This window comes from Rhizobium sp. P1_C7, from assembly GCF_056406295.1.
Map to the genome: position 1 here is coordinate 334,124 of NZ_JBFUAL010000005.1, position 12,117 is coordinate 346,240.

Here is a 12,117-nt window from a genome sequence, read left to right on the forward strand (position 1 = left end):
GCGAGGCGACATCTTTCTCCAGGCAGTTTTATACGCAAGTCGTATCGAATACCACAATTGGGGCTCTGGATCCCGCTGGCGAGTCCGCTAGCTTGGTTGTGTCGCCGCGCGACAGGCCGCGATCCGTGATCGCTCCAGTTCGGCACAAGACAGACCGCCTAGCCTTGTCCCATCGCCGGATGGTTGCGGCGGATGAAAGGACACTGGGACATGTCGATCGAGATCGAGCGCTTTTTCGAAATGCAGGACGAGGCCACCAAGGTGGCCTTTATCGAGAATCGCGGAGATGAACTGACCGATATTCTGGTTGCGTCTCTCGAAGAGACCCTGTCGATTCTGGCCGGCGAAATACAGCCGGAGACCGTGCACTGAGCCGCAGGAACGCCGTTTCCGCTTGCTTTTCTCACGTCACGCGTGGATGGACGTCGATGTTCATTCACCGCCATATCAGGGTGGACAGCGGTGTTTTCTCACCTTACGGTTTCATCGGTTGACCGGAGAATTTCACGCGGTTCCGCATCCCGCCTCTTTGCGGGCCAAGGAGATCATCGATGCGTACCGTCTGTTCTGCTTTGTCTCTTGCGATTTCCATGGTTCTGCTTGGCGAGCAAGCCGCTGCCGCTGACAAGACGGAGGTGGTCAAGTTCAGACCCGGCGCGCACTCGGCTACGTTGAAGGGATCACTGAGGGGCTATGACGGTGTGACCTACGTTATCGGCGCCAATGCGGGGCAGGCACTGTCCATCCTGTTCAGCCCGAAGAACCGAAGCTGCTATTTCAACGTGACTGCGCCAGGTGCCGAGGAAGCCGTTTTCAACGGGTCGGCCACCGGCAACGAATTCAGCGCCAACCTTGATGCCAGCGGCAACTACAAGGCGCTCGTCTACCTCATGCGCAACGCTGCGCGGCGCAACGAAACGTGCCAATACAGCATGACTGTCGAGATCAGCGGCTGAGTGCGAGCAGCCGGCTGAAGTTTGTCCTTCCCAAAGCCCCGTTGGCGACCGGATGGAGCGCGAGGCGAGATGGCAAAGAACCAGTTCCGAATGCTGAAGTCGGCTATCTCAGGCGTCGAGGCGGTGGTGGCGGAAACGAGCCATAGCTTTTCCAGGCATACGCACGAGCAGTTCGGTATCGGTCTCATCACTTCCGGCGCTCAGAAGTCGCTCAGCGGGCGCGGCATCGTAGAGGCTGGTGCGGGCGACCTCATTGCGGTGAACCCGAACGAGGTGCATGACGGGGCGCCGATCGGCGAGGGGCGTTCGTGGCGCATTCTCTATTTTTCGCCTGACGTGATCGGCAATTGCCTTTCCGACATCACGGAAGGTGAGCTGGCGACGGCGGAAATCCCGCATCCGGTGTTTCGCGATACGCGGATTACCGGACAATTCAGGGCGCTGTTTGCCGCAGCAACCGATGTGAATGCAGCAGATGGCCTAAATGCAGATGGCCCCAGTGCAAATCATTTGTCATGCGAGGAGGGCTTGCTGACGCTCGTTGCGGGGGTCATGCGCAAGCGTCCGGCAACCGTCCGCTTCGTCGTGCCGAGCGCGATCCGTATCGCGCAGGAGATGATGGATGACGATCCAGCCGGTGCGATTTCGCTTTCGGATCTGGCAAGGGCGAGTTCGCTCAGCCGGTTTCAGGTGCTGCGGGCATTCTTCAAGGCAACCGGCATGACGCCCCATGCCTATCTGGTGCAGCGCCGCATCCATCTTGCCCGACGGCTGATGGCGGTGGGTACTCCGCTTGCAGAAGCAGCGCTCGCCTCTGGTTTCTCCGATCAGAGCCATATGACGCGCGTATTCGTCAGCAAATATGGGATATCGCCAGGCAGCTATGCCAACGCGATGGTTTGAGCCGTCTGCAATTTCGTTCAAGATCTCGCGACGGCCTTCGGGTCTCCTGCAAGCCAACAGGAGAACGACGATGCGCGGACCTTTTCAAGGCTATCTCTGTCTCACGCTTGCAATGCTGACGGTTGGAAGCACGGTCACAGCCAGCAGGATCATTGCCGCGGGCATGCCGCCGTTCACGGCCACCGCTCTGCGTTTTGCTGTCGCTTTTCCCTTTTTCGTGCTCCTGATGAGGTGGAAGGGAGCGCGGCTCCCGAGGTTGGGACTGCGCCAATGGGTGATCCTCGTCGTCCAGGCGGGCGCCGGCAGTGTCGGCTATACGACGTTGTTGATATCGGGTTTGAAACTGACGACGGCGGCCGACGCGGGCGTGATCATCGGCACGTTGCCGATCGTCTCGGCCGTTCTTTCCATTGTGGTTCTGGGCGAGAGGCCGCATCGTTCGATCGTGCTGGCGATCGCATTGTCGGCAACCGGGGTGTTGTCCATCGCATTCTCGCCAGAGGCCGGGAGCGGATCGATGCTCGGGAACGGGTTGGTGCTTGGCGCGGTGATGTGTGAGAGCCTTTTCATTCTGCTGAACAAGACACTCGGCACGCCAATTCCGCCGCTGACCCAGTCCGCCTTGATGACCGGCATCGGTTTGATCGTCGCGACCACTCCGGCTCTGTGGGAGGCTGCGTCTCCCATCGACTTCCCCCAGGAGGCGATCGCGGCGGTGGTCTACTACGCGCTGGTGCCGACAGTCGCGGGCTTCATCCTCTGGTATGCAGGTGCAGAGCGCGTCTCGGGGGTCGAAGCATCGCTGTTTACGGCGATCGCTCCCGCATCCGCCGTGTTGATGGCCTTTGTCCTGCTCGGGGAGCCGCTTTCACTCAATCAACTGGTTGGAGTCGGATGCGTGCTTGCGGCAGTACTGGGGCTCGGGCTGTCTCGCCGAAGGACGACACTCGCCTCCTAGCAACCGTCATCTGCCGTGGCGGCCTTTATCGAGCGCTGAAGAGATTGCGATAGTCGCGCGGTGTCATGCCTTTCACGGCGCGAAACTGCCTGTTGAAGTTCGCCAGCGAATTGTAGCCCACAAGCTCGGCGATATGGCGGATTGGCTGAGCTGTGCCCGAGAGGCGCGCGCAGGCATCTCCGATCCGCATGTGAACGATGTAGTCGGATATGGTCCGGCCGGTGTGGCGGATGAAAAGCCGATGCAGACCGGAGGGACTGAGTGCTGCGATATCCGCCAATGCCGGCAGGGGAACCGGACGGGCATAGTGCGTGTGGATGTGGGTCAGGACCCTGTCTATGCGTTCGCGGCTTTCGCCGGGAGCGCCCTGCAGCGGCGATGTGCTTGCGAGTGGTCGCGATTGATCCGCCGAAAGGCTGTGCAACACTGACAGCAAGGTCAGGAGCCGTTCCGCCGGCGAACACGAGAATAGGCTTTCGAACATGCTGCGGACCGATCCGGCAGCGTCCTGCGTGAACTGAAGACCGCCGCCTGCCTGCGCAAGCATTGCCGCGACGCTGCGGAATTCGACGAAGTCGCGCGCCATCTGTCGCGCCCAGTCAGGATGGAACCACATCACGAGTGCGATATGCGGCTGGTCCTGCTTGATTTTCTCACGCGAGAACCATGTATGCGGCAGGTTGGGCCCGACGAGGACAAGGTCGCCATCGTCGTATTCACCGACATGGTCGCCGATGAAGCGCTGGCCGCGAGAGTTGAGCGTCAAGGTCAGTTCGAACTCCGGATGATGATGCCACTGGAATGGAATGGCATCGTCCAGCCGTCTGTTCAGGCGGCTCAGTGAGCTGTTTGGCTCAAGTGGAAGTTTTTCGAGATAGGGCCTCATTCGGCACGGAACTCCACTCAGAAGCCAAAATAGTATCATAACTTGCCAAATTCTGGCAACATTCTCCCCTGCCGACGTCTATTCTTTCTACATCGCCTGACGAAACAGGGATCGATCAGATGGAGGAAAGATATGCAGCAGGCTTTGAAGCGCGACGCCCATCCTACGACGGCATCGACAACGACGCAGCTCAAGGGCATCAAGAAGAACCTGCCGCTTCGCGTGCTTTCGCAGGAGGATTGGCAGCACTGGATCACCAAAGGCTATGTGATCGTGCGGCAGGCAGTGCCTGCGGAGAATGTCGAGCGGCTTGTGGAGGTGCTCTGGCGTTTTGACGACAAGGACCCGAACGATCAGTCGACGTGGTACGCGCCGCAGCGACGCGAGCACAAGATGAAGGAACTCAACAACACCGGCATGCTGGAGATCTACAATCACCAGGCGCTTTGGGATAATCGCATGGAGCCGCGCATATACGGCGCCTTCGTCGATATCTGGGATCGCGAAGACCTTTGGGTGACGATCGACCGGGCGAACCTCAATCCGCCGAAGAAGGTGAAGGGCAATCCGAACGGCTTTATCCACTGGGATGTCGATACGTCAATCCGTCCTTTGCCAATCGGCGTGCAAGGCGTTCTCAGCCTGAAAAAGCAGGACGGCGACGTCGGCGGTTTCCAATGCGTACCGGAGCTCTTCGAGCATTTCGAAGAATGGGTCAAGACGCAACCGGAGGACCGCGATCCGATGCACCCCAATACGGCCGGCCTGTCCATCGTCAACATCGACATGGAGCCAGGTGACCTGATGATCTTCAACTCGCTGCTGGCTCACGGCGTTCGTCCCAACCATTCCGACAATCGGGTGCGCATGGCGCAATACGTCTCCATGCATCCGGCCGAACACGACAACGCTGCCGAACGCGAGGAACGTATCCACCTCTGGCGGGAACTCGACTACCCGAAGCGTGATGCCTTTCCGGGGGATCCGCGTGAATGGGAAAAGCACAACGGATCCACTGCGGAACTGTCCCCCCTTGGCCGCAAGCTGCTCGGTCTTGACCGCTGGTGATCGATAAATCTGCGGGGAGCTGGCATCAGCTCCTGCAATCCGGCAGTTGCCGGGTTCCCGGTCGAAGACCTGCCCGTCTAGACAAGGCACATGATGCCTGCGTTTGAGGGTGTGAAACCGCACTTTCGGTAGAAGTCGGCGAGATGGGGTTCGAAGTCGACATGCAGCCATTGCGCCCCCCGCGCACGCGCGCATTCTTCTGCGGTCTTGACGAGCGCCGTTGCAACGCCTCGATTGCGAAACTCGGGATGTACGCAGGTGTCGAGAATGAACGCGTGCACGCCACCGTCCCAGGCGACATTCACAAAGCCTGTGAGCCGCCCGCCGTGATAGGCGCCGACATGCGCAAGGCTTCGAGAGAGTTTCGGCATGAAATCGCGTACGTCCGTTTCGCTCCACGCCGCTTCCCAGAGCGCGTTCAACTCGCTGTTTGACGGATGCGGATCGATACGCAATTCCATTATGGCGCTCCCCTGTGGCGGAGCACGACAATAGCGAGGATGGAATGCCTGGCAAACCGAGTGTGCAGCCCGGGCCGACCCCACCCTGATTTTACGAAGGAAACGCTGCGGCGAGCGAGTGGACTGGAGGTCTGGACCGACAGGGCGATCCTTGAGACCCACAAGGATGGTCCGGCAGGGAAACCGGCCCATCCCCGTAACTGATCGGAGGTCAACCGGATCAGAAAACGCAATACTATTGGGGCCCCGGGCGAAGCCGGGGCACCGGGATTTCAGATCAAAACGCGCGCTGCAGGCGGAAGAAGCCCGTCGTCACGTTGTCGCCGTGGTCCTGATCCGTGTAGCTGACGGTTCCCTTGGCGTACATGTTGTCGACGATCTGGTAGTCGAGGGTCACACCAACGCGCCATGCATCATCGCCGAAGTCGGCGTCGTCTTCGCTCGCCCGATATTCGCCAAAGTACTGGACTGCAGGCGTGATGGTGAACTTATCGGTAGCCTTGAGAGCGTATTCAGCAGCAACCGTCCACTTGGAAGCGGAGTAGTAGCTGTTGATGCCGCTTGCCCAGGCTGCTGCCAGGCCGAGCGTACCCGGACCGATTTCAGCATAGCCGATTGCGCGGACAGCACCTTCTTCATTGTCCGTGTCATACCCGCCGATGACCTGGTAGGCGAAAGCGCCAGCCTTGCCACCAACGCCGACGGCGATGCCGACGTTGTTCGGGTTTTCGCCGGGGGCGTAGTATCCGTCTTCCAGCTCGTCGACGCTGATGCCAGCGTAGAAATCGCCGGATTCGTACTGGTAGCGGAACGAGTTGTGCAGCGTCGAGTAGCTGGAGAGGGTGTCCGTCTCGCCGCTCAAATCATCATCCCACCAGCTGTAGAACAGACCGGCGCGGAAGCCCGCGACGTCGATATAGGCCGAGTCAAGCTTTGAGTCCTGGTCGGTCTGGTTATTGCCATCGACGCGCAGAACGATAACGCCGGTGAGCGCCCCGTACTCGGTGTCGCTCTTGGCTGTGAACTGTACCTGGGCGCGGGTCCACATATTGTAGTCGCTGACGCCGCTTTCGTCCGGGCCGCCATCAACCTGAACGCGAACGTAGCCTTCAATCTTCAGGCAGGTCTCGGTGCCGGGAATGTAAAAATACCCCGTGCCGTACGCGTCGCAGACGCGGACGTATTCTACCGGCTCCGGGTTAGCCGCGACGATCGCGTCAGCAGCGAAGACCGGGGAAGACGCAGCAGCAAGCGCCGCGGCCGAGGTCAACAAAACCATCCGTATGTTCATTTGAAATCCATTTCCTTTTCGAAGGGACTGCCGCCACGGCCGAAAAGGCAAATGGCAGCTGTTCCGGTAATTGCCTTTCGGCGCGCGGATCAGCGAACCGCTGACCCCTCCTTCTCATCGTTAAGTAAATCTATCAATTCTCCCGTGATCAAAATCGCATTCCGTAGCATCGTTTGGACAATGATGTGATTTTTATGTAACAATATCAAATAGATATATAGAATCTACCGTTGCGCCGCGGTGGCACGGCGCATCAACAAGCAGGACTGTTACGAAGGCTCACGAGAGCGCTGTGGCGACGCCGTCGAGACGACACCGAGAGGGAATTGCAGGCGCGAGATAATACCGCGTGGTCGGCAATTGAAGGTCGTTGATTGGAACGCAATGTTCCAAATTTGGAACGAAAGTTTCACTCTTGCCGTTGGCATCGCCGATCAAGAGGCGTAAGCGACGTGTCGGGAGGAGCTTGAATACGCATTTGTAGAGACGAGGTGTTCGGTGCCTGCCGCAGACGCTACATTTCCTGATATGAACGATTTCGCTTATTTCGCTGCCGTGGTCCGCCATGGTGGCTTTTCGGCTGCCGGGCGCGTCCTTGGGTTGCCGAAATCAAAGCTCAGCAGGCATATCTCGACGCTTGAGGAGCGGCTGGGGGTGAGGCTGATCGAGCGGACCGTGCATCGCTTTCGCGTGACGGAGATCGGCCAGTCTCTGTATGTATACTGCGAAAACATGCTGCGCGAAGTTGACCGTGCTGCAAAGGCCGTGAGCGAGGCCAACGGAGAGCCACAAGGTTCGGTTCGAATAAGCGTGCCGACCGGCCTTCTTGAAGGCGCGCTGGGCGGCATGCTTCCGGAGTTCCTGATCCGATACCCCAAGGTCCAGCTGCAGATCCTGGCATCCGATCAGCGTGTCGACATCATAAACGACCGGCTCGACCTTGCCGTGCGTGCGCAATTGGCGGAGGAGACCGATTCCGAACTGACGATGCGGGTTCTCAGCAAGGTGGATCTGATCCTGGTCGCCAACAGGGATCTTGCAAGGACCCTGCCGCGTCGCTGCGGCATCGAATGCCTTGCCGACGTGCCGACAGTGTCCTTTACCGGTGCCATGGCCGAGTGGAAGGAGACCGATGTCTGGGAGTTCAAAGGGCCCGACGGAACGCCTTACAGACACGAGCACAGACCTCGCATGAGCTGCCGCAGCGTTCCTGCTATTCTCGAGGCAGTCTATGCGGGGGTCGGCGTCGGCCTGCTTCCCGACCACGTTTGCGCCGAGGGCATCCGGGAAGGGCGCCTCGTGCATCTGCTTCCCGACTATCAGATGTCCCAGGCCACCATCTATCTGGTGTTCACGGCATCTCGTGGCTTGCCCACGGCGGTGCGGGCGCTCGTCGACTTCCTCGTCGAGCAGTTCCGGAATTTTCGGGCGCCGACCCAGGCAACCGAAGCGTAGACGCGCTGACGGGGGTCAGGTCATGACCGGTCGCCTGCTTCAGCCCGCATAGGCGTCGTCAAGCGCGGCAACCTCAATCTTGACCATCTGCATCATGGCGGCCTGTACGCGAATTGCTTTTTGCGCGTCGGAATCGTTGAGATAGCGCATCAACGCATCCGGGATGATCTGCCAGGCAACCCCGAACCGGTCCTTCAGCCAGCCGCATTGCTGCGGTTTGCCGCCGTCGAGCAGCCGCTCCCAGTAATAGTCGACCTCAGGCTGGTCCTTGCAATGCACGAAGAACGAGATCGCTTCGGTGAACTTGAATTGCGGACCGCCGTTCAGGCCCATGAACTGCTGTCCCTCCAATTCGAAGGTGGCCGCGAAGGCCCTTCCATCCGGGCCGCGTTTGATCTGTGCTGCGCCGGCGTTCTTGAATATGCCAGAATAGAAGGTGATCGCTTCGTCGAGTTGGTTGTCGAACCAAAGACACGGGGTGATTTTCTGCATCGGCTTTTCCTCCTGGCGGTTACATGTGTCGAGGACGCGCAAAGGGGAGATATTCCGACATGGGCGGTTCGATTTTTCCCGACGAACCGTCCGCGATCTTGCCCCTCCCGCAATGCGCCTATTCTTACTGAGGTGTCGGTTCGCAGCAATCCTGTTCGTCCTTGAACCGGTGCATAGCCAAGGGAGCGAAGAACATGTCCTATGTCGATGGATTCGTCGTTGCGGTGCCCAAGCAGAACATCGAGGCTTACAAGCTGTTTTCGGCGACGACGGGCGCAGTATGGAAAGCTTACGGCGCGAAGGAATATGTCGAATGCATAGCCGACGACGTGCCATATGGAGAGTTGACATCATTTCCACGCGCGGTCCAGGCAACCGACAATGAAGTCGTCATCTTCTCCTGGATCGTCTACGACTCGCGCGAGCAGCGTGACGATATCATGTCGAAAGTGATGTCGGACTCACGTCTGCAGGGTGACGAGTGGAAGACGATCTTTGACGGAAAGCGGATGATCTTCGGAGGCTTCAAGCCGTTTTTGCGGCTCTGAGCAAGAGCCAAGCGGGATTGACATCAACAGCGACGGGCGCCACGTCTGCCGGAGACAATGCTTCCGGAGAACCGTCATGCCGCAAAAGATCATCAGCCTGTCGACGCGCGGGCCGGGCCTCTACGAGTTTACGGATGAGGTTTCTGCCTTCGTTCGGTCCTCTGGCGCGGGCGAGGGGCTCTTGACCGTCTTTGTTCGGCATACCTCCTGTTCGCTGCTCATCCAGGAAAATGCCGATGCCGACGTTAGAACCGACCTCGACGCCTTCTTTCGCCGCCTCGTGCCACCCTCATCCGATCCGTCGATGCGGTGGATCGTCCATACCACGGAGGGCCCCGACGACATGCCGGCACACATCAAGGCGGCACTGACGCAGGTTTCGATCGGTATCCCGGTCACGAGCGGGCGGCTGGCGCTCGGCACGTGGCAGGGGATTTATCTGTTCGAACATCGCGACAGGCCACACCGGCGCGAGGTCGTGCTGCATCTCGGCGGCTGAACTGAAACTGAATGGATGGTTCGAACATCGTTCATTGTCAGTCGGTTATGGTCTCGACAATCCCGAAAGGGAGATCGATGAAACGAGAATCGAGAGTTTGCCATGCATCATTTCCTCGCCAAGGCTTCGCTTGCCTGCCTTGTTGCGCTGGCTTCCATTTGCGCAAGTGCCCCGATCGCCGCGGCAACTCCTGATCGCGCAGCCGTTCTGGATGTCCCGTATCGGCCGACCAGCGGCTGCTCGCCGGTGCAGGCTGTCCAGAGGGCGCGCTTTGCCGGTTTGCGCGACGCAAGGGTGACCAGCATTACACCGCGCCGCATGGTTGTTTCTGGTCGCGGATATCGTGGCTGGGACCGGATGACGTTCGCAAACCTCCGCGGATGCCCGATGATGCGCCGCTGACGACGCGTCCGGGCGCGCGAACCGGTTCGCCTTAGCCGTGCCATTTTCCGCCTGCTTTGTGCGAATCGCATATGACTGTGCACCTCCGGAAGGGCTCTCCGACCGGTGACAATGAATCGAAAGCAGTGCGACCCGCTTGTCGCGCGCATATGGAGATTTCGATGATGCAATTTCTGACCAAGGCGGGTTTTGCCTTGGTGCTCGCCGCCGGCACGCTTGCCGGGGCCGCGGCACCGGCATCCGCTCAGGTGGACATCTATATCGGCGATGGACGTCCGCCACCACCTCCCTGGTACGGACGCCCACCACCGCCACCTCCGGGCTACGGCCGCCCACCACCGCCGGGTCAAGGCTACGGCTACGGCCGCCCGCGCGGCTGTGATCCGCGTCTCGCGGAAGATATTGCTCGCGATTATGGCTTCCGCCGTGCCCGCGTGGTTGACGTTACGCCACGCCGCGTAATCGTTCAGGGCTGGTCGCGTCGCGGTGCCGACGAAATCAGCTTCGGCAACGTTCGCGGCTGTCCGGTCCTTGGCCGATAGTTGCTGATGTCGGCTGAATTGGAACAACCCCGCCTGCGTGTCCGCAAGCGGGGTTGTTCCGTTTTGAGCGGAGAGAACAAGGTCAGCGTGTGGAACCGCCCTACGTTGGTCTGGTCTGATCCCCGTCAGGCTCGAGCGATGTCGCGAGCGGTGCCTGATTGTCGGTGGATACCACGGCTCTTGGCAGGGGGGTTCCGCGCTTGCGTTCGCGCGCCAGCGTCAACAGGCCCGAGCAGATGATCAGGATGATCCCACCTGCCATCGGCAGATCGATCGTATCGTCGAAGATCAGATAGCCGAAGGCGATTGCCCACAGCATCTGGCTGTATTGGGGCGGCGCAACCAGATTTGCCGGCGCGATGCGCGCGGCGGTCATCAGCAGCACGTTGCCGGCGGCGCCGAGCAGGCCGTAGCTGGCAAGGAAAAGCCATTGGCGCGGCGTCGGAACGATGACCTGCGAAAGCATCAGAAAGCCACTGACGATCAATGTACCGAGCAGCGCCGCTCCATAGAGTGACAGGCGCTTTTCTGCGGGTCCCATCTTTCTGAGGACGACGATTGAAATTGCCGCCGTCAGGCCGCCGATTGCGGCCGCGAGATGACCGGCCGACAATTCCCGAAAGCCGGGGCGAAGGACAACCAGGACGCCCGCAAAGCCGACGATAACGGCGGCCCATCGCTGCCACCGGACATCTTCCTTCAGGAAGATGACTGACAGGATCGTGACGAAGGACGGCAGGAGAAACAGCAGACAGAAGGCTTCCGCCATCGGCAGCAGGGTGAAGGTAATGATCGAGGCGATCGCACCGACCGCGCCGCAAACGAAGCGTAGCAGCCACAGCCAACGATTCGACGATCGAACGACGTCAAGCCAGGAATCGTCCTTGGCCTTGATGAAGGGAAGGGCCGAAGTCCCGAACAGGGCGCCGATGAAGGCGATCTGGTAGGCAGGGACGCTGCCGTGCAAAATCTTGATCGACGCGTCGCTGAACGCAAACACGGCGTAGGCGGCAAACGCAATGATAACACCGCGCACCGGCGAATTAATAGCTGTCATGAGGCCAGAATCATTTGGAGGATAGCTTTGTCAAAGTGGCTCAGCGAGGCGGGCAAAGCGAGCGCGCAAAGCGAATAGCTGCCATGCACAATCGAGGGCGTCAGACGCTCCCGCATTGAGCAGCGTCACGGCCTGGCCCGTGCGGTGACATGCTTTGCAAAATCCAGCAATATGGGGCGCTGGCCGACCAGAATCTTGGTCTCGGCGTCAACCAGGCCGAACCATTTCGCCCGATCGACCTCCGGAAACGCCTGCATCCCGCCCGAATGGGGCGGCCATTCGATGCTAAAGGGGTTGCTGGTGATCGCACTCGCGTCGACATCTGCCTCGACCGCCCAGGCGACAACGGTCTTGCCGCCCGGTTGCCTGTAGGAGCCGAGAGCGGCGAACGACCCATCGATGTTGACGCCGATCTCTTCCTTCGTCTCGCGGATGGCTGCGGCAAGATCATTCTCGTGCTCGTTAACAAGCCCTTTGGGGATCGACCAGCAACCGTCGTCCTTCTTTGCCCAGTACGGTCCGCCTGGGTGCACCAGCAGAACTTCATAGTCGGTTTCGTGGCGCCGGTAGATCACCAGACCGGCACTTCGCTTCGCCAT

The 12,117-nt window shown here is 59.8% G+C and carries 16 protein-coding genes; 10 read left to right on the forward strand and 6 right to left on the reverse strand.

Annotated features, from left to right (window positions below; translation table 11 throughout):
* Positions 1–210: 210 nt before the first annotated feature.
* The 4 genes from AC1D2R_RS10375 to AC1D2R_RS10390 all read left to right on the forward strand — a co-directional run bounded on the left by AC1D2R_RS10375 (position 211) and on the right by AC1D2R_RS10390 (position 2,817).
* Complete coding sequence (locus AC1D2R_RS10375; RefSeq protein WP_477967187.1) at positions 211–372, forward strand: hypothetical protein; 162 nt, start codon at positions 211–213, stop codon at positions 370–372.
* 179 nt (positions 373–551) lie between these two features.
* Complete coding sequence (locus AC1D2R_RS10380; protein WP_477967188.1) at positions 552–956, forward strand: hypothetical protein; 405 nt, start codon at positions 552–554, stop codon at positions 954–956.
* A gap of 69 nt (positions 957–1,025) precedes the next feature.
* Positions 1,026–1,859, forward strand: a complete 834-nt coding sequence (locus AC1D2R_RS10385; protein ID WP_477967189.1) for an AraC family transcriptional regulator — start codon at positions 1,026–1,028, stop codon at positions 1,857–1,859.
* A 70-nt stretch (positions 1,860–1,929) separates the two neighbouring features.
* Positions 1,930–2,817 (forward strand): DMT family transporter, encoded by an 888-nt coding sequence (locus tag AC1D2R_RS10390; RefSeq protein ID WP_477967190.1) that lies wholly within the window; start codon positions 1,930–1,932, stop codon positions 2,815–2,817.
* 25 nt (positions 2,818–2,842) lie between these two features.
* Here AC1D2R_RS10390 and AC1D2R_RS10395 read toward each other — a convergent pair whose 3' ends face one another.
* A complete protein-coding gene (locus AC1D2R_RS10395) occupies positions 2,843–3,703 on the reverse strand; it encodes a helix-turn-helix domain-containing protein (RefSeq protein WP_477967191.1) in 861 nt (286 codons plus the stop codon).
* A gap of 132 nt (positions 3,704–3,835) precedes the next feature.
* Between AC1D2R_RS10395 and AC1D2R_RS10400 the strand changes: the two genes are divergently transcribed.
* Entirely contained in the window at positions 3,836–4,771 is a 936-nt protein-coding gene (locus AC1D2R_RS10400) for a phytanoyl-CoA dioxygenase family protein (RefSeq protein ID WP_477967192.1), read from the forward strand.
* Positions 4,772–4,848: 77 nt separating this feature from the next.
* Here the strand turns inward: AC1D2R_RS10400 and AC1D2R_RS10405 are convergent, their stop codons facing one another.
* Together AC1D2R_RS10405 and AC1D2R_RS10410 are read right to left on the reverse strand one after the other, a co-directional pair.
* Entirely contained in the window at positions 4,849–5,235 is a 387-nt protein-coding gene (locus tag AC1D2R_RS10405; protein ID WP_477967254.1) for a GNAT family N-acetyltransferase, read from the reverse strand.
* 274 nt (positions 5,236–5,509) lie between these two features.
* The gene (locus AC1D2R_RS10410) at positions 5,510–6,523 is read right to left on the reverse strand and encodes a porin (protein ID WP_477967193.1); all 1,014 of its coding nucleotides are present in this window, start codon (positions 6,521–6,523) and stop codon (positions 5,510–5,512) included.
* A gap of 528 nt (positions 6,524–7,051) precedes the next feature.
* Between AC1D2R_RS10410 and AC1D2R_RS10415 the strand changes: the two genes are divergently transcribed.
* On the forward strand, positions 7,052–7,978 hold the full coding sequence (locus tag AC1D2R_RS10415) for a LysR substrate-binding domain-containing protein (RefSeq protein ID WP_477967194.1): 927 nt from the start codon (positions 7,052–7,054) through the stop codon (positions 7,976–7,978).
* Positions 7,979–8,017: 39 nt separating this feature from the next.
* Here the strand turns inward: AC1D2R_RS10415 and AC1D2R_RS10420 are convergent, their stop codons facing one another.
* Complete coding sequence (locus AC1D2R_RS10420) at positions 8,018–8,470, reverse strand: VOC family protein (protein WP_477967195.1); 453 nt, start codon at positions 8,468–8,470, stop codon at positions 8,018–8,020.
* Between the two features lie 194 nt (positions 8,471–8,664).
* Here AC1D2R_RS10420 and AC1D2R_RS10425 point away from each other — a divergent pair, with 194 nt between their 5' ends.
* From AC1D2R_RS10425 to AC1D2R_RS10440, 4 genes are all read left to right on the forward strand, one after another.
* A complete protein-coding gene (locus tag AC1D2R_RS10425) occupies positions 8,665–9,018 on the forward strand; it encodes a DUF1428 domain-containing protein (RefSeq protein ID WP_477967196.1) in 354 nt (117 codons plus the stop codon).
* Between the two features lie 76 nt (positions 9,019–9,094).
* On the forward strand, positions 9,095–9,517 hold the full coding sequence (locus AC1D2R_RS10430; RefSeq protein WP_477967197.1) for a secondary thiamine-phosphate synthase enzyme YjbQ: 423 nt from the start codon (positions 9,095–9,097) through the stop codon (positions 9,515–9,517).
* Positions 9,518–9,619: 102 nt separating this feature from the next.
* Positions 9,620–9,919 (forward strand): hypothetical protein, encoded by a 300-nt coding sequence (locus AC1D2R_RS10435; protein WP_477967198.1) that lies wholly within the window; start codon positions 9,620–9,622, stop codon positions 9,917–9,919.
* Between the two features lie 161 nt (positions 9,920–10,080).
* The gene (locus AC1D2R_RS10440) at positions 10,081–10,461 is read left to right on the forward strand and encodes a hypothetical protein (RefSeq protein ID WP_477967199.1); all 381 of its coding nucleotides are present in this window, start codon (positions 10,081–10,083) and stop codon (positions 10,459–10,461) included.
* 100 nt (positions 10,462–10,561) lie between these two features.
* Here the strand turns inward: AC1D2R_RS10440 and AC1D2R_RS10445 are convergent, their stop codons facing one another.
* A complete protein-coding gene (locus tag AC1D2R_RS10445; protein ID WP_477967200.1) occupies positions 10,562–11,518 on the reverse strand; it encodes a DMT family transporter in 957 nt (318 codons plus the stop codon).
* A gap of 125 nt (positions 11,519–11,643) precedes the next feature.
* The gene (locus AC1D2R_RS10450) at positions 11,644–12,117 is read right to left on the reverse strand and encodes an NUDIX hydrolase (protein WP_477967201.1); all 474 of its coding nucleotides are present in this window, start codon (positions 12,115–12,117) and stop codon (positions 11,644–11,646) included.